Genomic DNA, 22,099 nt, shown 5'->3' with positions numbered 1-22,099 from the left:
GTCATGCCGCGCCAGCCCTCCTGTACCCGTGCCCTACGCACCGTCTCGAACGGTATGCGCTTACAGGGCCGGACATCGCAGCGCGGCTTTACACTTCTTGAGCTGATCGTTGTCATCATCCTGGTCGCCATTGGTCTGACCCTGGTCTCCTTTGGCGTTACCCGCGGACTCGACAGTGTTCGATCCCGCGAGGCCGGTCGTGATCTGACCCTGGCACTGCGTGCCGTACGCACCCAGGCCATCACAACCGGTCAGACCACCACACTAAATTTCGATCTTGCCAACCAGCGATACCAACAACCCGGCCGCCGTCCTCAGTCGCTGCCCAAGGGCATGCGCATGCGGGTAACCACAGCGGCTGACCTGAGTACAGGTCGCAGGACCGCCATCGCCTTCTTTCCAGATGGCAGCTCAACCGGTGGAAATGTCAGGCTGGAAAAGGATGGACGTGCCTGGCGCGTCGATATCGCCTGGCTGACCGGCACCGTCAAATGGCAAGAGGTAAACCCGTGACGGGACAGCGCAGGCCCCGTTCAGAGGGTGGCTTTACCTTGCTGGAATTGCTGGCAGCCGTGGCATTGCTCGCCGTCACCTTTTTCGTATTGATGGGAGGCATTGGCCAAGCCACCCATGCCTTGCTGAAGGACAGCCGAGCGACCCAGATGGCCTTGACGGCCCGCTCGCTACTGGACGACACGGTTCATCGCCCTCTGAAGCCAGGCTCCAGCCAGGGCTCATTGCCTGACGGTACACGTTGGAAGCTGGATATCAGTAAAGCGGGCGCCGCAACGACCAGTCAGCTGTATCGCCTGGACTTGTCATTGACGGCGGGCCGGCATCAGGAGCGCTTCAGCACATTAAGGCTGCAAGGTATATCCGAGGTTTCGCAATGAAAGCCTCAATGCGCGGCTTCACCTTGCTGGAAGTCCTGCTGGCTATCAGCCTGCTGGGTATCCTGCTGGTCCTGATCGGCTCTGCCCTCATCAGCGCCAATCGGACATTGGCTCGCAGCGAGCAGTACAGCGCCCGATTGGATGAGCTGCGCTCTACACAGAATTTTTTACGTCGCGAACTGCAGCAAGCCCTTCCGCTGTCGATCCAGCGCACCCCCACCGGGCAGGGAATGGTGTTTATCGGCGAGCCACAGGAGATGCGCTTTATCGCAACGCTGCCTTCACATCTCGGAGGCGGTATTCATATCCAGACGCTCCGCCTGGCCGGTGACAGCCGAGACCAATGGCTACAGGTCGACTTCACCAAGATTGTTGGAAACAACCGCACTGAATCCTGGGGAGATCCCCAGCGTTTGTTGCGGCGGGTCAGAAACCTGCGCTTTTCCTATAGTGGCCTTGACCAGAACGGACGACCTACGGACTGGCTGCCGCGATGGCCCTGGCCGCAGCACCTGCCCCAGCGGGTCAGGGTTGACCTGGCGGCCGATGGCCCCATTGCTTGGCCGCCTCTACAGGTCGCCGTACGCCTCGACCTGGGCAACTCAAACAGCATGGGGTCTCTGCAGTGAAGCGGCAGCACGGGGTAGCGCTGCTCATTACGCTATGGGCACTGGCACTGCTCAGTCTGGTCATGGCCGGCGTCGTAACCGCAGTACGCCTGGAAAACAAACAGAGCGTCCATCAGCTTCAGGATGCCAGGGCGCATCTTGCGGCGGAAGCAGGTCTGGCCCTGGCTGTCCAGCATCTGACAGGCCTTCAACGAGAGCAGCGCTGGGTTGCGGATGGCCGCCCCTATCAACTCGAATTCGACCGCATGCGCCTGACCATTCAAGTGCGCAGCGAGCTGGGAAAGCTGGATCTTAACAGCACCTCATCCGCCTTGTTCATCAAAGTGGCGACTGCGTTGGGCGTTCCGGCTGGACAAGCGAAGCAAGTCGCGGCAGCCTTGCAAGCCCGTCAGAACGGGACGGATCCGACGCCCATGCGAACCCTGGAGGAATTGATTCAACTCCCCGGTATGGACAATGCGATGTTTACTCGCCTGGAGCCCTACATCACCGTCTGGAGCGGGTACGATCAGCCGGTTGTGAGCTTTGCAGCGCCACCCATACGCCAAGCCATGGACCAGAAGAACATCATTTCCCTGGAGGGAGAAGATCCAGGGCAGGTATTGAGTGTGTATAGCCAGGCTGAACTGGACAATGGTTTCCGCTCTGCCTTGAACGTGACCCTTTTACTCAACCCAACGGATAGCAACATGCAACCTTACCGCGTGCTGCGCTGGCAAGAATGAAAACAATTCGACTGGAATGGCCCAATAGCCTGCGCCCTGCCGTGAATGCCTTTCAGGCGCAATGGCACGCCTCCGTGTTTCCCCGCTTCTTCAACTGGTGGTTTACCGAACTTCGGGCCTGCTTGCCCCCTCGCCTACGCAGCCTGTTCGAGCGAAGCGAACATGAACAGATCATCCGCTGGGACAATGAAGAAGCCTGGCTTCACTCGGCGGAGGGTGAGCATCCATTAACCAGCGCCGATTCGCTGGGTACAGAACGCTGCGTTCTGCTGTTATCGCCTCGGCAGGCGCTGGTCAGAACCATCAATCTACCGGCTGGCGCAGCCCAGGACGTCATGGCGGCTGTCGCCTTCGAGATGGATCGCCATACCCCTTTTAAGGCCAGTCAGGTCTATTATGCGGTCCGCCGCTGGCCAAGCCAGCCCAAGCAGCCGCTCCGTGTGACGGTTGCCACCGTACTGAAGGATCGCCTCGATCCATTACTGGAGCGCCTGCAGGCGCAGGGCATTCGTCCCGACGAGATCGATGTGCAACAGCCTGAAGGGGGGCGCCTGGGTATTAACCTGTTGCCATCCGAACGCCGTCAGCTTCGCAAGAATCCGAGGCGTCAGCTGAACATTGGTCTTGCAGTCCTGGCTATCGCTTTGACATTCGCAGCCATGCAGGTCTGGTTGTATAACCGCGCCGTTGCGCTCGAAGCCATGCGTCATGAGGTCAGCCAGCTTCGTGCTGGCGCCCAGGAGATCGAAAGCCTGCGCCAGCAGATACAGAATGGCCTGGGCGCCACTCGCTACCTGACGGAGCGTAAGGCGGGTACTCCGCCGCTGAGCGTGATGCTTAGCGAGCTGACTCAGTGCCTGCCCAAAGACACCTGGCTGACGGAGCTGTCCGTTGAAGGAGACGGACAGGTCAATCTGGCCGGCCAGAGCCAGAAGGCTGGCGCCTTGATTGGCGAGATGAAGAATTGTCACTCGCTTACCGGTGCGCAGTTCCAAGGCGTCATCCAGCCAGACGAAAACACCAAGAAAGAGCGCTTCTACCTGCTCGCCCACCTGCGTCGGGAGGAAGCCAGCAATGCGCCGGTCACTGACACCCCGTGAAAGTCGCATCGCCGCGCTGGCCGTTCTGGCGTTCGCGTTGTATGTGCTGTACTGGATTTGTCTGGAATGGTGGTTCGTCGCGCCCCAGCAGGCCATGAACGACGAAATGGAGCAGCTCCGCCAGACCCAGCGCCGGTATGCCGCGCTGCAGGCCCAGCGTGAACCCTTGCAGCGCCAGCTCGAAACCGCACAGGAGCGAAACGCTGGGAGTGACAGCCTGCTGCCCGGTGACGACCCCAGTGCCGTAGCAGCCAACCTGATGCAACATACGGCTGAACTGATCGAGTCGCACAAGCTGGACGGCGCCGGCTGTGAATTGCTCAACCGCACGCCCATCGCCGGCAACCCTGGCGATGAGCCCTATGCCCAGGTCAAGGTCAGCTTCAACCTCAGCTGCGCCATCGAGCCGCTGGAAGCCATCCTGTACGACATTGAAAACGATCGCCCTTTCCTTTTCGTAGAGGAGCTTCGCGTCGAGCGTCATGAGGATGCGCCGCCCAAGGGTGGTGCCGGCAGGCTTGAAGTCCAGATGCTTGTCACTGGCTACATGCAGCGTAAAGCCGGTATGGACGATAACGAAAACACGGATTCGGATGACCCGACATGAACGCCGCTGATCAGCGTCGCCTCACCCCCTGGCTCGTCCTGATTACGGGGCTATCGGCCGCGCTTCTGGTCATGTTCGCGCTGGGCATTGGCCGTAACGTACAATGGCTGCCTCCCCTTGAAGCACAGCACTCGCCTGCAACCGTCAGGTCGCCGGAGCTGCCGAACGCACCGCCCTTGGATGCGTATGCCAATACCTGGCAGCAGCCCTTGTTCAGCCCGGACCGCCAGTCTGATCAGAAAATGGCCGCGCCGGGTCAGCCGACTTACCTTACAGGCTATGTGCTGACCGGCATTATCCTGACCGACTCGCTGCAGCTGGCCCTGCTCAAGGACAACTCAGGCAAGGCGCTCAGCGTTACCCGGGGCAAGGCACTGCCCAACGGCTGGAAGCTGGAGTCCGTGGCTGCCAACAAGGCGGTATTTGTCTCTGGTGATCGTCAGCAAAGCTTGCCGCTCGTGATCGAAAAGGCACCTCTTGACGGTGTGTCGGCCCCAGCCGCCGATGCGCCCAGCTCTACCACGGAAACGTCCCCGGAAGAGGATGACGACTCCGATAGCGAAGATTGATACGGAACCCGGATTCAGTGGCCAACGCGGCCGCCCCCTATTATGGAGCACTACAATCGTGACCTTGCGTTACCCCCTGGCCTGCATGGCCACCGCCACCTTGCTGGCAGGTTGTATCTCACCGGCCACCGATACGCAGCAGGACGATGCCCTGCTGCGTGAAGGTCTGGCCGGAACAGGCAGCCAACGCCCCTTGGTAAGAGAGCCCTCGCCCAATGTTCCCAGCTCGGCCGAAACGGGCGATAACCCCCGTACACCGGCCCGCAGTCAGATCATTCGTGGTGATAACCGCTTCATCAACAGTCGAGTGACACCTGCCGCCAAGCCGTCAGCGGCGCCGGACGGCGGTGTGGTATTCAACTTCAACAACCAGCCGATTCGAGCAGTGATCAACAGTATCCTGGGCGATCTGCTTCAGGTGAACTACACCATCGCGCAGGACGTAAAGGGTGAGGTCACTTTCTCCACGTCCAAGCCCGTTGCAAAAACCGAAGCCCTGTCGATCCTGGAGACGTTGCTATCCTGGACCAATAACGCCCTGGTGCGTGAAGGCGATCGCTACATGGTTGTACCAGCCAACCAGGCCGTGGCAGGCCGCATGGTGCCGGCGCTACAGATGCCGGAGCCAGGCAGTGGCCTGTCTGCCCGCCTGTTCCAGCTGGACTACATCTCCGCCACGGAAATGCAGAAGCTGCTCAAGCCCTTTGCCCGTGAAAACGCTTTCCTGCTGGTGGACCCCTCGCGCAATGTCATCGCGCTGGCCGGTACGCCCGACGAGCTTGCCAATTATCAGCGAACCATCAGTACCTTTGATGTGAACTGGTTGAAGGGCATGTCTATCGGTGTCTTTGGCCTGCAGCGCGCCAGTGTGGCAGAGCTGATGCCGGAGCTGGATCGCCTGTTCGGCCCGCAGAGCGGCACCCCGCTGGCCGGTATGCTCCGCTTCCTGCCGATCGAACGCACCAATGCGGTGGTGGCCATTTCTTCACAGCCTGAATATCTGAACGAAGTTCGTCAGTGGATCGAGACCATCGATAAGGGCGGCGGCAACGAGCCGCAGATGTATGTGTACGACGTACGCAATATGAAGGCTACAGATCTAGCCCGCTATTTACGCCAAATCTATAGTAACGAAGCAGTGTCTGAAGAACCAGAAGCACAGGTTGCTCCGGGTTTGCGTACAACGACACTCTCAACAGGAACAAATACCAGTACAACAGGTACCACCGGTATTACTGGTAGCAGCCAGGGCTTGGGAGGATTGGGCAGCAATGGCCTTTCTACCAGTATTGGCAGCAACAGTGGCATTGGTGGCGGTAACACAGGTAACAGTACGACAGGTAACCGGAACGCGTCTGATACGGATAACGAAAACTCGAATAGCAGTGCCTCGGGCGGCAGTGATTCTAATACCAACGACACAGGCGTTCGTATCACGGCGCAGAAAAGTAGTAACCAACTGCTTATTCGGACCCGCCCTTCACAATGGAACGAAATTCAGTCCGCCATCAAACGGTTGGATAACGCCCCCATGCAGGTTCAGATTGAAACTCGTGTCTTGGAAGTTAGCCTGACAGGCTCACTTAGTCTTGGTGTGCAGTGGTATTTAGGCCATCTCGCCGGAAACTCCAGCACTGAGGGTATCGCCAATACCTCTGGCAGCCAGGGTGCACTAGGGCAAGGTGGCGCTGCGTTAAGTTCAAGTGATGCCCTATTTTACTCTTTTGTCAGCAATAACCTGCAGGTAGCCTTGCATGCCTTGGAGACGAACGGTAATACGCGTGTGCTATCTGCCCCGTCCTTGGTTGTCATGAATAACCAGCAAGCGCAAATTCAAGTAGGAGACAATATTCCGATCACTCAAACGTCTGTTAGTACAACCAGTGACTCAACATTTAGTAGTGTGCAGTATGTACAAACCGGCGTCATTCTTGATGTGGTACCCCGAATAAATCCCGGCGGCTTGGTTTACATGGATATCCAGCAGCAGGTCAGCGATGCAAGCTCGACGACTGATGCTAATGGGAACCCATCAATTTCTACCCGAGCCGTTACTACACAAGTAGCAGTGCAGAGTGGGCAAACCGTATTGTTAGGAGGCCTGATTCAGCAGAGCGAGGCTGAAACTGACAATAGTGTTCCCTATCTCAGCCGGATCCCCGGACTACATTGGCTATTCGGTAGTACAGCACGTAATAAAGGTCGCTCCGAACTAATAGTTCTCATCACACCACGTGTGATCACCAGCAACAGTCAGGCGAGCCAGATCACGGATGAGTACCGTCAGCAACTCCAGCTGATCAGTCCCATCAAGCCTGTCAGCCAGATCGACACCTCCCGTTGACAACCTTGGTGGGTCGCCTGCATCGTCAGGCGGCCCACCAGGTGCTCAGGCATTTCCCTTCGCGACATGGGCAGAACGCTTGAGGCGTCCTGCGTTCCAACCCTTTGGCCACAAAGGAAGTACGATCACTTATGTCCGCTTCGCTACTTGATGCCCGTACCGCTCGCTATTTACCCTGGCTGGTTGCCATTGCATTCTTCATGCAATCGCTCGACGCCACGATCCTCAATACTGCACTTCCCAGCATGGCACATGATCTCAATGAAGATCCGTTGCGCATGCAGGGCGTCGTGATCGCCTACATGCTGACGGTCGCGCTGCTGATTCCGGCCTCAGGCTGGATCGCCGATCGCTTCGGAACACGGCGGGTCTTTTTCAGCGCCATCGCTTTGTTCACTTTTGGCTCACTGTTATGTGCATTGTCCCCCTCGCTCCCCTTGTTGATCGCAGCCCGCGTCATTCAAGGTCTGGGAGGCTCGCTGATGCTGCCAGTCGGGCGGCTCGTCATCCTGCGGGCTTATCCTCGTACCGAGTTGGTGCGAATACTCAGCTTCGTCACCGTGCCGGGTCTGATCGGCCCGCTGACCGGCCCTACCCTAGGCGGCTGGCTAGTGGAAGCAACCTCCTGGCACTGGATTTTTCTGATCAACCTGCCGGTGGGCTTGTTGGGCTGTTATGTCACTTCAAAACTGATGCCTGACCTGCGCAGCCCCATTCCTATGCGCTTCGACGGGTTTGGATTCCTGCTGTTTGGCGCGGCAATGATCCTGATATCGGTTGCCCTGGAGGGTTTGGGCGAGCTTCACATGCCTCATGCCCGGGTGGTTCTGCTGCTGGTGGGCGGACTCGCCTGCATGATCGCCTACTGGCTGCGAGCCTTACGTATCGAGCGTCCGCTCTTCTCGCCGCAACTGTTCCGCACCCGCAGTTTTGCCGTTGGCATATTTGGTAATCTGTTTGCTCGCCTGGGCAGTGGCGCGCTGCCCTTTCTGACGCCTCTGCTGCTTCAAGTGGGCATGAATTTTCCACCGGCCAAGGCAGGTATGACCATGATTCCGCTTGCGCTGTCGGCAATGCTGGTCAAGCCCATCGCCAAGCCGATCATCGACCGCCTGGGCTATCGCCGATTACTGATCGGCAATACCATTTTACTGGGCTGCATGATTGCCAGCCTGAGCCTAATCACCACGGAGACGCCTTATCCACTGTTGCTGATTCACCTGGGCCTTCTGGGCGCGGTCAACTCGATGCAGTTCACCGCCATGAATACCGTGACACTGATCGATCTACGCGATGAGCAGGCCAGTAGCGGCAATAGTCTTCTGTCCGTGGTCATGCAGCTGTCGATGAGCTTTGGCGTCGCCTGCGCCGCTGCCTTGCTGGGTGGGTTCAAGGATGATTACGCCGATACCGATGTGCTGTCCGCCTTCCATGCCACCTACCTCAGCGTTGGGCTGCTCTCTATTCTGGCTGCCGCAATTTTCGGGCAGCTTCCGGGCAATCCTGACCGCAAGGCGCCTTCGCATCGCGTCGAGGAGCCGGAAAAGAGCCCGCAGAGCGCAGAGGCCTGATGATTCAGCAGCATAAAAAAACCCGAGAGCATTCTCGGGTTTTTTGCTTCGGCGCTCAGCGGTCAAACCACCTGAACGTGCTCAGCCTGCATGCCTTTCTGGCCCTGCACAACTTCGAAGCTGACGCGCTGGCCTTCTGCCAGGGTCTTAAAACCATTGCCTTCGATGGCACGGAAGTGAACGAAAACGTCGGGACCGCTTTCAGGAGTAATGAAGCCATAGCCTTTGGTTTCGTTGAACCACTTGACGGTGCCGTTCTGACGATTCGACATGAAGATGTTGCTCCTTGGTAAATCGGGTTTTGTTATTAAAGCTTTTATTGCCCTGAACGATGCGCCATCAGACCATTCGCCAGGGACTGCGTTGCAAGGAGAAATACCAATCGAGCAGGACGGGGCCACGTGGAAACCTACCGCCTCAGGTCACGATCAACAGCGACCCAAGCAAACACAGTGGTTTGAACTCTACGATAAATTTATTACGAAAGCGATTACACGAAAGCCGCCTGTCGCAAACGGGATAACCGGTACTTCAGACGCGATCAACGGAGTAATCAATGCCGTCATCAGGTTTACTTCTCCTAGCATGACATGTCTATAGAAACACTAAATAAGCGTGTTTTTGGATATATGCCATGCTTGATGAGCACCACTTCGGGAATCCATTTCGTGCGTAATATTCTGGTCGTAGAAGATAGCCAACTGGTCCTCAAGCTTTTGTCGCACCTCTTTCGACAGGAGCCCTTGTTCGAACCGGTATTCTGCGCATCGCTGGCCGAGGCTGAACTTCTTTTGGAGACCAGCCCCGGTCAGTTCTTTGCTGCCATAGCCGACCTGAACCTGCCCGACTCGCCCAACGGCGAGGTCGTGGATGTCATCCTTGCCCACAAGGTGCCCTGCATTGTCCTGACCGGTCGCTACGATGAGCGTCATCGCGATGAGCTCATCAACAAGGGCGTCGTCGACTACATTATCAAGGAGAGCCAGTACTCCTATGACTATGTGCTGCGACTCCTGCACCGGCTGGTCCAGAATCAGAACGTCAAGATACTGGTTGCAGAGGACTCCTCCGTCTCGCGGCACTACATGTGTCGGGTGCTCTCATCACAGCTGTTTCAGCCGCTGCAGAGTACGGATGGGAACGAGACGCTCAGGGTGCTTCAGGCGCAAAACGATATCGACCTGCTGATCCTGGACCATGACATGCCCGGCCTGTTGGGCTTCGAGCTAGTCAAGCGCCTGCGTCAGCAGCTCAAACGGCACGACCTGCTGATCCTGGGGGTTTCGGCTGATCCACAGGGCATCCTTAGCGCACGCTTCATCAAGCACGGCGCCGACGACTTCCTACGCAAACCCTTCTGCCCGGAAGAACTCAACTGCCGTGTCATGGCCATGCTCGAGCGACGCGACTTGCTAAGGGCGTTACAACAGGCAGCCCGCTATGACTCACTAACCAACCTCCTGAACCGGCGAGCCTTTCAGGAAAAAGCCGAGCTGCATATCAACCTGGCGCAAGCCCAGTCGCAACCCATTAGTATTGCCCTGCTGGATATTGATTTTTTTAAGAACATCAACGATCAGATGGGACATGCCGGTGGCGACACCGCCTTGATAGCGTTTGCCCATGCCCTGCGAACACATTTTCCGCAAGACATCATTGGCCGCCTGGGCGGAGAGGAATTCGCACTGGTGAGCCAGTCAAGCGAACAGGAGCTGGCCAGACGCCTGGATATCTTCCGCAAACTCTGCACCCGGCTCAATTACCTGCCTAACGCACCCCTGCTGTCCTTTAGTGCCGGGGTTGCCAACCTGCAGACCCAGGCGCTGGAGCCGGCACTTCACGTGGCCGACCAGCGTCTTTATCAGGCAAAGCGCAGCGGGCGTGGCATGACGCTATGTCACTGACCTGCTGAGTTGGCGGCCACGCCAGGTCGTAGCGGGCAAAAATGTCGGCATAGGTACCATCTGCCTTCATCCGCTCGATCGTATCGTCAAACTGAGCAATGATTTTTTCCTGCTCAGGATGATCTTCCGATACCAACATATGCAGGCCTTTTTCCGCCAGCGGCTTGTCCAGAAACTGAAGCCGGGACGATTGAGCACTGGCCACGCGCTCGATCACACGCCTGGCCACATGCTCCTCTTCGATTGCCAGATCGACACGTCCCGCTAACAGCATTCTCAAAGCCTGCTCGAAATCGGCAACCGCGATCTTGTCCAGAGTTCGATCCTGATCGAACTCTTTCGAATAGGCATATCCCCGTACGACGGCCAACCGGTACGGCCTTAAATCTTCCAGCGTGGAAAAGGTAATCGCGCGCGTTTTCAATGCGATAAAGCGTAGGCGGTTTGCCAGAAAGGGTTTGGAAAACTGCCCCAGGCGCTCTCGCTCGGGCGCGTACCAGATGTCGACAATCACATCATGGGAGCCATTTTGTATGCCATACAGCACCCGCTCCCAGGGCTCCTCACGAAACGTTGTCTCGTATCCGGAGCGGCCAAGGGCCGTCCTGACGATATCTACGGCCAGGCCCTGGCCGACCGGCGAAGTCATGACATACGGCTCCCAATGGTTTCCAACCAATCGAAGTGGAGGGCTGGCCCAGGCCAGGAGCGAGCACGACCAGGTCAAAGCCAGGCAACAAAAGGTGAGGACACGCATAGAGCCTCCCTACTGGCATGACAATGCAATGAACAGGATCTTCTTAAGTATGTAGTCTCTAAGACGGCTTTACGCCAGCGGCAGATGAAAACAGAAATCGCTGCCTTCACCCAAAGTACTGCTGGCCTGGATCGTACCACCATGCGCCTCGACAATGGTTTTCACGATTGCCAGCCCCAGGCCAACCCCCTGGTGTTCACGCTTTTTAACCTGCCAGTAGCGATCAAAAATAAATGGCAGATCGCTTTCAGCAATACCGGGCCCGTTGTCACTGACCGTAAAGCGCACCCCCTGCGCCTCACGAACGACCGATACCCAGACCGTCGAGCCGGGCTGACTGAACTTCACGGAGTTGCTCACCAGATTGGAAAAGACGCGCAGCAGGCGTTCGTAATCTCCTTTTATGGTTGGCAGCTCCTGCTCACAGGACGTCAGCAAGCGTATGCCACTCCGCTCAGCCAACGGCTGCAGCATCGCAACGGCGTCTTCCAGAAGCTTGTGCGGATCAAGCAAGGCGAGCCGAAGCTCCAGCTGGCTTTGCTCCATTTGAGAGATTTCAAGCAGCTCATCGATCAGCTTGCCCATATGACCACTGGCTTTTTGTGCATGGCTGACCACTTCGCGCTGCCGCTCATTCAAGGCGACCCCGTCGAACAGGCTGAACGCCATGGTCAACACCGATAAAGGCGTTCGCAGATCGTGCGCCACGACCGCCAGCAACTCTTCACGCGCCCGAACGGCAATACGGGCGCACCTGGCATGCTGACGCACCTCCTGAACCGCCAGACGCAGTTTGATTTCACGTGTAGCTGAGTAGGCCAGCTCGCTCAAAAGCTCCAAATCGCGGGGACACCAGAGTCGGGAACACTGATCGGCAACAGCAAAATAGCCAAGCAGCTCTCCATCACTGTCCTTGAGCGGCACGGCTAAAAAGGCACCTGTTTCAGCGGGAAGCATCATCCAAGATGCAGCAACAGGATGCTGTGCAGCAGCATCGATAATCAGCGGCACCCTTTCAGCCAGGATACATTCACCCAGCGCATAGGCCGATCGTTCCCAGTGACTGGCCAGACAATCCGGCAGGCCATACTGACTTTTTAAAAAGGCACGTCGGTCATCCACCAGTGATATAAACGCAATGGGCACGTCTAACAGGCGAGCCGCCATGGCGGTCAGCCGGTCAAATCCCTCTTCCGGTGGCGTATCCAAAAGCTGCGTCCTGTGCAGCGCCGCCAACCGTGTTGCATCTCCAATCAATTCTGCCGGCTTGCAAGCCGATACGCACGGCGCATCATGGCTCATCCCAAGGCTCCACACCAAAAGGCCCTAACGCTCGCGGCTGCAAAACTTTTTCTGTGCAAGCCCTTCTAATGAGGCGATTCCAGAGCCATTAAGGCCTGTTTTTCACAGCCGAGAGTCCTGTCTCCGCGCGTGGAGACACAATCCATGAACAAGGCAGAAGCGATTACACTACGTCGAGGCAGTGCCTTTTGCCCATACCCTAGCCTCACTTTAAATAATTTGTCTCCTGTCTCATGTACAACGTGACAGGCAACCCAGTAATGCAAGCTAAAGATCAGCAGAGCACTGTTTGCAAACGACCTGTCATCCAGGCAGGCCCGGTATCCCTTCCTCTTGTCTGCGGCCATACTGGCCAGCCGCATTAAGGACGTCTTTGATGAAACCACACGCGATCGAATTGCTCATCAGCGACTGTGATGGCGTACTTGTCGACAGCGAAATCCTGTCGGAGCGCATAGCCATGGACGAGTTGAGCCGTCACGCCCCCAGAACGGAGCTCGAAAAATTGCTTGAGGGTACGTTCGGACTGACGACGCGCGATATTATCCAGCGGGTTGAAGAGCGCTTTGGCATTACCCTCCCCGAAGGCATTTGCAAGGATATTCGCACTCGCGCCGAGCAGCTGATTGCAACGCAAGTCGAGCCTATACCTGGTGTCAAAGAGGCTCTCGAACGCATTGACCTGCCGCTGGCCGTTGCCTCAAACAGCCAACGCCACAGCGTAGTATCCTCCGTGGCGCGTGCAGGACTGACCGAGCGCGTTGCCGGTCATATCTTCAGCGCGGACATGGTGGAGCATCCCAAGCCGGCACCCGATGTCTATCTGCTGGCTGCCCGTACCATGGGCGTATCACCGGAAAACTGCCTGGTGATCGAGGACAGCGCCACGGGCGTTCGCGCAGCGCTGGCTGCCGGCATGCGTGTGATCGGTTTTACAGGTGCAAGCCACATTCCTCCCGAGCACGGTGAAACACTTAGACGCCTGGGCGTGACAGCGCTGATCAGCCACATGGATCAACTGCCGCAGCAGGTTGCCGCCCTGCGGGAAACGGCCACCAGCGGACACGCCTGACGGCTATCTCTTGCGACCAACCGTGATAGCCCCTATCGAGCGGCCTGTTACACTGCACGTTTTATTTTGCATGCTGCAGGCCCTCCGTGACCGCTACCTCCTTTACCACCCTTTCACTTTCCGATGCACTGCTCGGCAACCTGGAGTCGCTGGGTTATCAGCAGATGACCCCCATCCAGGCCCTGAGCTTGCCGGTTATCCTGAAAGGGGAAGACCTTATCGCCCAGGCCAAGACCGGCTCGGGTAAAACGGCCGCCTTTGGTCTGGGTCTGCTGAATGGCCTTAATACCCGATATTTCGGCTGTCAGGCACTGGTACTCTGCCCTACACGTGAGCTGGCAGATCAGGTCGCTCAGGAAATACGCAGGCTGGCGCGATCAGCCGACAACATCAAGGTGCTGACGTTATGTGGCGGGGTCCCTTTCGGACCACAAATCGCTTCGCTCGAACACGGCGCTCATGTAATCGTTGGAACACCGGGCCGTATTCAGGAGCATCTGCGCAAAGGGACGCTTTCTCTTGAAGGCCTGAATGTCGCTGTACTCGATGAAGCGGACCGGATGCTGGATATGGGCTTTCATGACGCTATCGCCGACATCCTTGGCCAGACCCCGACACGACGCCAAACCCTGCTGTTTTCTGCGACCTACCCCTCAGGCATCGAACAGCTAGCGAGTAACTTTCTACGCAACCCCAAGACCATCAAGGTCGAAGCGTTACATGACGATACCCGTATCGAGCAACGTTTCTATGAAATAGACCCGCGCCAGCGACTTCAGGCGGTTCTTCAGCTGCTTCAGCATTTTCGGCCTCAGTCTTGCGTTGCGTTCTGTCATACGCGCCAGCAATGCCAAGAGGTTGTCGACTACCTGAAGGCGAGCAAGATCTCCGCGCAGGCCTTGCACGGGGATATGGAGCAGCGCGACCGCGATCAGGTTCTTGTACAGTTTGCCAATCGCAGTTGCACGGTTCTGGTAGCAACTGACGTGGCTGCCCGTGGAATCGATATCGCCGGCCTTGAAGCTGTCATCAATGTGGAGCTGTCCCGTGATGCCGATATCCACATTCATCGAATCGGCCGAAGCGGCCGGGCTGGCGAAACCGGCATGGCCTTCTCCCTGGTAGCACCTGCAGAGGCTGGTCGCGCGCAAGCCATTGAGGACAAACAAAAGGCGCCGCTGAATTGGCAGTCCATCGATACGCTGACGCTGGAGAACCCTGCCCCTTTGGTACCTCCCACGGTCACACTTTGCATTGCTGGCGGCCGTAAGGAAAAAGTCAGACCTGGCGACGTCCTGGGCGCTTTGACAGGTGAAGCAGGTATTCCCGGAGACAAGGTCGGAAAGATCACCGTTCATGACTATCAGGCCTATGTTGCCATCGAGCGCGACACAGCACGTCAGGCCCTGAAGCGGTTAAGCGAGGGCAAAATAAAGGGGCGCTCTTTTAAAGTGCGCATGCTGTAACTCGACAGCAGCCGGCGGATCACTGTCGGCTGCCTTACTCAACGGAAAGCATCATTTCCAGGCAAATCGAAAAACTCATAAAAAACAACCTCTCAATTGCGAAAAAATATTTCGCCTTTTTACCCTTCCGGCTGAACTTGCTAGGCCAAAGTGATCAAAGAGTCAGGCTAACGCTTAGGTGGCTAACCTAATAATTCTAGCGGTGTCGCATATCTGATTGATCGACGTTGTACCGCCTCGTGAAACGCAAGCAATGAGTTCTATTCATCACTTCGTAACGTTCGTTTTTGTTACCTTGAAATAACCTCTTCTAGATAGCTGTGACCACGCCGTCAAACAGGCTGCTTTCCGGTACGCCTGTGGGGTCGCCACTTCGCTCTAGGCCGCAGCTTACTTCAAGGAAAGTAAAGGCCATCCGGCTTTTACCGAAGTATGAATATCGACTATGACTGGTAAGGACGAGACAGTCTGATGAGAAGATTTACCGTACTCGATAGCTTTCGTGGCCTTTGTGCTTTGGCTGTTGTTCTTTTTCATACGTACGTTGTAAACAGCTTTGCGGAAATGAGCCTGTTTACCAACGCTTACCTTTTTGTCGAATTCTTTTTTGTGCTTAGCGGCTTTGTCCTCTATCACACCTATGGTCATAGACTTTCCAGTCTCACCGACTACAAGAACTTTTTCATCAATAGAACCCTGCGCCTCTACCCTCTGCATCTCACCATGCTTGGCGTCTATGTAGCGCTGGAATGCGGAAAGTACCTGGCTGAGCGCAAAGGCCTGCACTTCAATGACGGTGCCTTTTCCGGCGCAACGGCGCCTCACGAGTTTCTCCCTAATCTCCTGCTGATTCAGGCCTGGCTCAATAACACCATTACAGGCTCATTCAATTACCCCTCCTGGAGCATTAGTATTGAGTACTACATGTACCTCCTCTTTGGGGCTATTCTGATTCTGGCTCGCAGAGGCCATCTCAAGATCTTTGTGCTGATTTCCCTGCTCTCGTTCATTGTCCTGTGCCTGCCGGAATCGCCTCTTAAAACGGGCATTTTCAGGGGCTGCTCCTGCTTTTTTGCCGGCGCCTGCACATATGTCATCTTTACCAAGATCAAGGATTTTCAACTCAGCGCATTAAGCTTTACGGTGCTTGAAGTACTCAGCGTTGGCATTACCTATGCCGTTATCGTCTCTCACCTTGAGTACAAGGGTATTATTGCAAGCGTATTGTTCTGCTGCCTGATTCTGGTCTTCTCGTTCGAAAAAGGCTCTGTCTCACGCATCCTGCAAGGTGAATACTTTGTAAAGTTAGGTAACCTGTCGTTTTCAATCTACATGACTCACGCAGCTATTCTTTATATATTCAAAAGTGCTGCCATCGTATTGTCTAAAGTAACGGGCAAAGAACTTACAACGATGCTGCCGTCGCATGACACTCCGGCAGATCTGATTAAATACATCACGACTGGTGGCGCTGTAACGGATGATCTGGTTGTCTTGGCACAGCTCATTACTGTAGTACTGGTTTCCCGGTATACCTACCAGTACATAGAACTCAAAGGCGTAGCGATAGGTAAACGCCTGACCCGTAAGAAAGAAGCTACCACGGAAGCCCTACCTAACGGCTCAATCTGATCTCTTTCCATCCCTATAAAAAACCGGCTCTATTACAGCCGGTTTTTTATTGCCTTTAAGCCAGCATATATCTTTAACCCGACAAACAGAATTTGAGAGCATCTTATAATTTACCAAGCCGCTGCTTCGGCCTTTAACAAACTAAAACCAGTAGTAATTTATTAGGCAGACATGTGTCCGCCTCTAACTACTGTAAAAGCGCAGACAATAAAAAACCCTGTAATGCTTGCCGCATTACAGGGTTTCTTCAGTGCTTAATTAAACGACTGGGATAGTTCCAAAACCTTCATCAAGCCCTTTGCCAAAAGGAAATGCCTTGCGAGGTTCGTTGGTATTCAACAGGCCCGGCATTTGTGCTTGAATAACGGCTCGATGTTGCTCAATAACAATGTCCAATGCACGGCTAGGCACAAGTTCGATGTCATCAAACGTAATCACCTGGCCCGGCGCAACAGCACGTTTGAGGACGGAATGCTTCAGCAAGCCGATCGGTAGATGATCAGGATTTTCCGCAATCTTGACGGCCTCACCACGCACTTGGAAGCCACCAATACCACGTTCGATGATGTCACCTGCCTTCATCGGGTTCTTAACGACAGCAGCGACACTCAATGTGGGAGTCGTCGAGTTGTTCAGCAGAACGCCACCACCCGCGACCACACGGCGAATCGTCTTGCCGACCTCCAACGAGCAGAGATGGTAAGGACGAACGAGCACATAGTAAGGACCAGCACCCAACTTGAAGTATTCGATCGCAGGTGCCTGATCTTCATCATGGCGGCATACCACAAACACGCCGCCAGCCGGATAACCGCTCGGTACGACATAGTCGACGATAGGCTGACCCAGCTGCTCAGCCATCTGAGCCAACACATTGGCCGTCTCGTTCAAGTTAGTGGATTTAAGGCCTTCCAGTCCCTGACGCGTAATAGTAGCGCCGAAGCCGTTGCCTACGACTACCTGTTCAATCTGCACCTTGGTGCCATCGGTAAACGAGGTTGTCTGATCGATACTGATACCCTGGCGCTTGGCCCAGTACGCCATGTCTTCCGGCTTAGGGTCCAGGTTCAGATAGCCCTTCATGTTGCCGTATACGAGGGGTTTGAAACCCATCTGTATGGCATCTTCATGCAAGGCAGCCAACGAACCCGGCTGATCTCCTTCAGCCTCTGTCAGGAAGCCTTTTCCGGCCAGATAGGAGCCTGTGGTGACCTGCAGTTCAGCATTGATGGTCACCACCTGCAAACCTGCCTGAAAGGCGCGCTCGATGACCTCTGTACCGTGGTAGACATCACCACTGCATTCAACGATAAGGTCGGAATTGTCCAACACCTCATCCAGCGAATTGGTCAGGCACTCAGGAAGTGGAAAATCCGAAATGGTGTTCAGGCTACGGCGAGTAAAGACCTTGGAAATAACCAGGTCTTTATAATGCTTTGCAATCAACCTTACAAAGCAGCGGGAAATCATGCCTGTTCCGACAACGCCGACACGTTTTACTTGGAGGTTGGACATACGAACGAATCCTTTCAGAAGTGGTAGGTATGCAGCGAACAGAAGAGAAAGCGCTGCATATGTCGTAACTAGGAGTTTGAATTAGTTGGCAGCAAGGCCTTGGCGATTGCCTACAGACATAACGCGTTCACAATCGTGCTGTAGGACACAAAGCTAGTTTAAAAAGTTCCTAGTTGCTTGTTTTATTTCAAAAAATTACTGTCAAAAAGAAAGCGCCAATTTATCTAATGGAATTAATCCTTATAATTCCAATGGATTAATTAATGCTCTAGATCAAACTACTGCCCGCACAAGCTCGCAAAGCACTTTAAATTAAGTCTAAAGCGCTATAACCAGCCTAAATCAAATTCTTAATTTAAATAGCGAATAAGTTTAAAATTGTGACGATTGCAAGACAGTGACCGATAAGGAATTCGCAGGTTAGCTGGTCCCTCAGCTAACCTGTCAGATTTAGGCTGTTTTTACAGCGGTCCAGTACGAGCGCTTGAATAGGTCACGCTCACCCAGAACGACCAGACAGACCAGCAGGCACAGCAGCAAGGCCACTATATAGGCCACCAACTCTACAAACCCGTCAGGCTGAGGGCTTACATACAGCGTGGCAAACGTAACGGCCAGGGCAGCAGCCGTCCAACGGGCAAGCACTGCAACGCTTAATCCCTTGGGTGATGCTTGATAAAGGAAATAGGCCATGCATAGCGCTTGCACGAAAAAGCCAATCGACAGTGAATACGCAAGGCCATTGGCACCGTAGATCTTGTACAACACAGCATCCAGCAGCACCGTCAGAGCGGAACTGACCAAGGTTATGATGAGGAATGCACGCCCCCTTTGCTGAGCCAGCAAGGCACGTCCCCAGATCAGAGCGAGTCCCATCCAAGGCAGACCAATAGCGTAAGCCACCACCAGCGAAGCCGTAGCCTGTGTCTGGGCCGCGCCAAATGCACCGCGCTCAAGCAAGACCTTGACTACAGGCTCAGGGAAAGCGATCAGTACCACCGAGGCAGGCACCAGGAACAGCAACGTTGCCAGTGAGGCCTTGCGGGATACAGCATTGAAACGATCGTGCTCGGAATCTGCCCAGCTTTTCGCCATGTCTGGAAACATGACAGCCAGAACCGACAGCGCATAAAGTGTAAGCGGGATGGTAACGATGCGATAAGAGAACGAGAGCATACTGATCGTCCCTTCAGCCAAGAAGGAAGCGAAGAAGCGCTCAGCCAGCATGCATCCCTGCTGTGCGCCTGCGGCCACCAGCACGGGCGCAAAGGTCAGCACAAACTCGAAGCCTCGACTTTCCAGCTTTCCTTTTACTGCTCGGCCAGTCAGATAACCAATCCGCTGATGCTGGATAAAAATCAGTATCACCTGTGGAATCAGCATGCCTGCAAACAGGTAGATTCCGCTGGGGTAGAACGCATAAATGCCAATGATGGCACCTAGGTTCATCGATACTGTACGCGCCATCGGCAGGATGAAGATCCGGTCAAGACTCAGCAGTGCTCCCTGACAATACAGGATGGCCTGTACGAAAATCAGGAAGGCGCCTACGGAAAATACCAGCAGTCCCGCATTGACCTGATCAGCCGTCCAGCCAGGCGCCAGTGCCTTGAGTACCCAAGGGCTGCCCAGGGCTGCACACAGTGAAACCAGAAGACCAAACAGCATGACTCGCCAGTAGAGCCACCGACTGGACAGGATGAACTGATCCTCACTTTCTGATCGTATGCGTTGCAGGTAGGGAATCATGGCATCGCGTAACGCGAGGCCGAAAAAATTCTCGAAGAACAGCGGCAGGATCATCGCAACGAAGATGAGGTCCGTTTCCCAGCTAAGCCCGAATTCCTTGGCGATCAACAGATCACGCAGAAAGCCGAGAAGAAAACTCGCAACAGTGATGAGAAGGATAATTACGGTCTTCTTCATGTTTCTTTCCTAGAAAAATTACATCCATACCAAGCCCGATCGCTTGCAAGAAACACAAGGCATTTAGTCAAGACACAGCAGGCTTCGGACTCGATACCACAGCACGGGCTTACCGGCTCCCGTATAAGCCTCCCGGAGCAGATATCACACGTCCGGGACTTTGCTGCTGCACTGACAACGCAATCCTAAAAATATTTCGTAACATTCCTAAAATTTAGGCTTTTCCTGCTCATACCTGACTGGCGCACACAAAATCTGTGCGCCAGTCTCCAATTAACGAGCAGTCGTTGGCGATCATTCAGCCTTGTAGGTCTTGATAAGCCGCCAGCCACTATAGAGAGCCAATCCCACCGCTCCAGCCAAAGCCGCTGTCTTGGCAGGCTGCTGGCTGGCCTGGGCATACAGACTGTGGCGAAACATGGGACCGGGATTACGTCCCCTCGTAGAGCCACTAGTGACAGGTTCGTACAACGCATCTGACGGGAAAGCATCGGCTGTTTTACTCTGCTGAGCTGCGAACAGCGTCTTTATAGCTATCCAGTCAAATAACCGTGGCGTCAGTTGAGCCGCACGGGTTATGAGCTTGCTGTTCCCGATGTACACGTCCCGCTTGGGCCGTTCAGCAGCGCGCAGGATTGCCCGGGCGACGGTTTCCGGGACATAGGTCGGAGCCGGCAAGTGAGGCGTATGGGCCAGGTAATTCTTGGCCCTGTCGTTAATGGGCGTGTTTGTTGAGGAAGGTCTGATCAAGGTCACGGCTACAGGCACATTGTCGTGGCGAAGTTCTATACGCAAAGCATCCGTGAAGGCTTTGACGGCATGTTTGCTGGCGGTGTAGATACCTTGCAGGGGAGCAACGGCTTCCGATAAGGCACTCCCCAGATTGATCAGGGTTCCACCTTCCCGCTGCCTAAAGTGCTCGACAGCCACCAGTGATCCATTGACCACGCCCCAGAAGTTCGTTTCAAATACTTTTTTGAGGTCAGCCTCACTTACTTCCCAGAGCCGCCCCCATACCAGTGTGCCTGCATTGTTGACCCAGGTATCAAACCCATCAAACCGCTCGACTGCCCTTTTTGCCACTTGCTCCAGATCAGCTCGATTGCCTACATCGGCGGCAACATGAATAGCCTGTGCGCCCCACTGCTGACTGAGCTCATGCTGAAGGGACTGCAGAGCAGCTTCATCACGTGATACCAGTACCAGCTTCGCGCCCTTTTGAGCAGCCATTCGGGCAGTTGCCAGACCAATACCGCTGGTGGCACCGGTAATAACGATCGTTTGCTGATGTAACGGCTTGGGTACAGGTTTCATTAAAAGGCTCCAATAGTCATCTATTCCTATCGGAGCCTTTCAAGCCCTTCAGGATTCCTTCAACCGGATATATGGATGATCAGACGCGGCTATCTGAACGACACCTTGCCAGCAGGGATAGGACGTCCTGGTCAGAAACCGGACAAGAATCCTGATAGTAGGTCTCGATGTGCTTGACGACATCGGGCGTCGCCAAGCAAACCACGTCATCGGCCAGTGCTTTGAGCCCCTCGGCGACATCTGAAGGCCCAACGGGGGCCGCCCATACCAGACGTGCAGGCGCAGCCTCGGCCAATGCGACTAGCGCAACCCTGGCAGTGCTACCCGTCGCCACGCCGTCATCCACCACAATGACTGTACGACCGGTAATCACCATTGGATCGGTATAGCCGCGGTACAGCCGCCTGCGCCGCTCGATACTGTCTATCTGCCGGTCCCGCTCCGCCTCGAACCATCCGGCTGGCGGGTTGAGATACTCCAACATTGCCTGGTTCGCTACCCACCGCCTGGCAGTCCCATCAGTAACAGCCCCCAACGCCATATCCTTATTACCTGGCGCGCCGATCTTACTCACCATCAGCACATCCAGAGGCGCCTCCAATTCTCTGGCGACCTGATACCCCACCGGGACACCTCCGCGAGGTACTGCCAGTATGATGGGGTTATGGTGGATATACGGACGCAGCCGCGCAGCCAGCACCTGCCCTGCCTGGCTGCGATTCTTGTAAAGTACTGCCGGGCTCCATGCTGGTTTCATTGCCTGCCCTATGCCG

At 55.4% G+C, this 22,099-nt stretch carries 21 protein-coding genes; 14 read left to right on the top strand and 7 right to left on the bottom strand.

Going from position 1 to position 22,099, the window contains the following annotated elements; genetic code table 11:
• Positions 1-3 precede the first annotated feature (3 nt).
• From EAW52_RS03400 to mdtD, 9 genes are all read left to right on the top strand, one after another.
• The gene (locus tag EAW52_RS03400; RefSeq protein WP_010796074.1) at positions 4-513 is read left to right on the top strand and encodes a GspH/FimT family pseudopilin; all 510 of its coding nucleotides are present in this window, start codon (positions 4-6) and stop codon (positions 511-513) included.
• Complete coding sequence (locus EAW52_RS03395) at positions 510-893, top strand: prepilin-type N-terminal cleavage/methylation domain-containing protein (protein ID WP_162997576.1); 384 nt, start codon at positions 510-512, stop codon at positions 891-893. The genes EAW52_RS03400 and EAW52_RS03395 overlap by 4 nt, the downstream gene beginning before the upstream one ends.
• Positions 890-1,522: a prepilin-type N-terminal cleavage/methylation domain-containing protein gene (locus EAW52_RS03390; RefSeq protein WP_122041409.1), complete on the top strand. Its 633-nt coding sequence runs from the start codon at positions 890-892 to the stop codon at positions 1,520-1,522. The genes EAW52_RS03395 and EAW52_RS03390 overlap by 4 nt, the downstream gene beginning before the upstream one ends.
• Positions 1,519-2,247, top strand: a complete 729-nt coding sequence (locus EAW52_RS03385) for a type II secretion system protein GspK (protein ID WP_122041408.1) — start codon at positions 1,519-1,521, stop codon at positions 2,245-2,247. The genes EAW52_RS03390 and EAW52_RS03385 overlap by 4 nt, the downstream gene beginning before the upstream one ends.
• Positions 2,244-3,347, top strand: coding sequence for a PilN domain-containing protein (locus EAW52_RS03380; RefSeq protein ID WP_122041407.1), 1,104 nt, complete (start codon positions 2,244-2,246; stop codon positions 3,345-3,347). Before EAW52_RS03385 ends, EAW52_RS03380 begins: the two co-directional genes overlap by 4 nt.
• Positions 3,322-3,954 carry a type II secretion system protein GspM gene (gene gspM, locus EAW52_RS03375; RefSeq protein WP_010796079.1) on the top strand — a complete coding sequence of 211 codons (633 nt, stop codon included), beginning with the start codon at positions 3,322-3,324 and terminating at the stop codon, positions 3,952-3,954. The genes EAW52_RS03380 and gspM overlap by 26 nt, the downstream gene beginning before the upstream one ends.
• The gene (locus tag EAW52_RS03370; protein WP_122041406.1) at positions 3,951-4,523 is read left to right on the top strand and encodes a hypothetical protein; all 573 of its coding nucleotides are present in this window, start codon (positions 3,951-3,953) and stop codon (positions 4,521-4,523) included. Before gspM ends, EAW52_RS03370 begins: the two co-directional genes overlap by 4 nt.
• 85 nt (positions 4,524-4,608) lie before the next feature.
• A complete protein-coding gene (gene gspD / locus EAW52_RS03365; protein ID WP_162997751.1) occupies positions 4,609-6,867 on the top strand; it encodes a type II secretion system secretin GspD in 2,259 nt (752 codons plus the stop codon).
• 131 nt (positions 6,868-6,998) lie between these two features.
• Positions 6,999-8,438 carry a multidrug transporter subunit MdtD gene (gene mdtD, locus EAW52_RS03360; RefSeq protein ID WP_074827043.1) on the top strand — a complete coding sequence of 480 codons (1,440 nt, stop codon included), beginning with the start codon at positions 6,999-7,001 and terminating at the stop codon, positions 8,436-8,438.
• A gap of 62 nt (positions 8,439-8,500) precedes the next feature.
• Here mdtD and EAW52_RS03355 read toward each other — a convergent pair whose 3' ends face one another.
• On the bottom strand, positions 8,501-8,710 hold the full coding sequence (locus EAW52_RS03355; protein WP_010796083.1) for a cold-shock protein: 210 nt from the start codon (positions 8,708-8,710) through the stop codon (positions 8,501-8,503).
• Between EAW52_RS03355 and EAW52_RS03350 the strand changes: the two genes are divergently transcribed.
• Positions 8,709-9,038, top strand: a complete 330-nt coding sequence (locus tag EAW52_RS03350; RefSeq protein WP_122041404.1) for a hypothetical protein — start codon at positions 8,709-8,711, stop codon at positions 9,036-9,038. The genes EAW52_RS03355 and EAW52_RS03350 overlap by 2 nt on opposite strands.
• 68 nt (positions 9,039-9,106) lie before the next feature.
• Positions 9,107-10,342, top strand: coding sequence for a diguanylate cyclase domain-containing protein (locus EAW52_RS03345; RefSeq protein ID WP_122041403.1), 1,236 nt, complete (start codon positions 9,107-9,109; stop codon positions 10,340-10,342).
• On the opposite strand, the gene EAW52_RS03340 is transcribed toward EAW52_RS03345, so the two are convergent.
• Both EAW52_RS03340 and EAW52_RS03335 read right to left on the bottom strand, forming a co-directional pair.
• Positions 10,227-11,099 carry an ABC transporter substrate-binding protein gene (locus tag EAW52_RS03340; RefSeq protein WP_122041402.1) on the bottom strand — a complete coding sequence of 291 codons (873 nt, stop codon included), beginning with the start codon at positions 11,097-11,099 and terminating at the stop codon, positions 10,227-10,229. The two genes, EAW52_RS03345 and EAW52_RS03340, sit on opposite strands and share 116 nt — an antisense overlap.
• A gap of 69 nt (positions 11,100-11,168) precedes the next feature.
• The gene (locus tag EAW52_RS03335) at positions 11,169-12,401 is read right to left on the bottom strand and encodes a HAMP domain-containing sensor histidine kinase (protein ID WP_122041401.1); all 1,233 of its coding nucleotides are present in this window, start codon (positions 12,399-12,401) and stop codon (positions 11,169-11,171) included.
• Positions 12,402-12,777: 376 nt separating this feature from the next.
• Between EAW52_RS03335 and EAW52_RS03325 the strand changes: the two genes are divergently transcribed.
• The 3 genes from EAW52_RS03325 to EAW52_RS03315 all read left to right on the top strand — a co-directional run bounded on the left by EAW52_RS03325 (position 12,778) and on the right by EAW52_RS03315 (position 16,571).
• A complete protein-coding gene (locus tag EAW52_RS03325; RefSeq protein ID WP_122041399.1) occupies positions 12,778-13,473 on the top strand; it encodes an HAD family hydrolase in 696 nt (231 codons plus the stop codon).
• Positions 13,474-13,559: 86 nt separating this feature from the next.
• Positions 13,560-14,939 (top strand): ATP-dependent RNA helicase DbpA, encoded by a 1,380-nt coding sequence (gene dbpA / locus EAW52_RS03320; RefSeq protein WP_122041398.1) that lies wholly within the window; start codon positions 13,560-13,562, stop codon positions 14,937-14,939.
• Positions 14,940-15,410: 471 nt separating this feature from the next.
• Complete coding sequence (locus tag EAW52_RS03315) at positions 15,411-16,571, top strand: acyltransferase (protein ID WP_122041397.1); 1,161 nt, start codon at positions 15,411-15,413, stop codon at positions 16,569-16,571.
• A 258-nt stretch (positions 16,572-16,829) separates the two neighbouring features.
• On the opposite strand, the gene EAW52_RS03310 is transcribed toward EAW52_RS03315, so the two are convergent.
• The 4 genes from EAW52_RS03310 to EAW52_RS03295 all read right to left on the bottom strand — a co-directional run bounded on the left by EAW52_RS03310 (position 16,830) and on the right by EAW52_RS03295 (position 22,083).
• Positions 16,830-18,041, bottom strand: a complete 1,212-nt coding sequence (locus tag EAW52_RS03310) for an NAD(P)-dependent oxidoreductase (RefSeq protein WP_230382176.1) — start codon at positions 18,039-18,041, stop codon at positions 16,830-16,832.
• Between the two features lie 495 nt (positions 18,042-18,536).
• Complete coding sequence (locus EAW52_RS03305) at positions 18,537-20,012, bottom strand: lipid II flippase MurJ (protein ID WP_019367325.1); 1,476 nt, start codon at positions 20,010-20,012, stop codon at positions 18,537-18,539.
• 294 nt (positions 20,013-20,306) lie between these two features.
• Positions 20,307-21,326, bottom strand: coding sequence for an SDR family oxidoreductase (locus tag EAW52_RS03300; protein ID WP_019367324.1), 1,020 nt, complete (start codon positions 21,324-21,326; stop codon positions 20,307-20,309).
• Between the two features lie 79 nt (positions 21,327-21,405).
• The gene (locus tag EAW52_RS03295) at positions 21,406-22,083 is read right to left on the bottom strand and encodes a phosphoribosyltransferase (protein ID WP_122041396.1); all 678 of its coding nucleotides are present in this window, start codon (positions 22,081-22,083) and stop codon (positions 21,406-21,408) included.
• Positions 22,084-22,099 lie beyond the last annotated feature (16 nt).

The organism is Pseudomonas sp. LTJR-52 (genome assembly GCF_003691465.1).
In the GTDB taxonomy this organism is placed as follows: Bacteria; Pseudomonadota; Gammaproteobacteria; order Pseudomonadales; family Pseudomonadaceae; genus Chryseomonas; species Chryseomonas luteola.
This window is presented reverse-complemented; position numbering and strand designations above follow the sequence as displayed.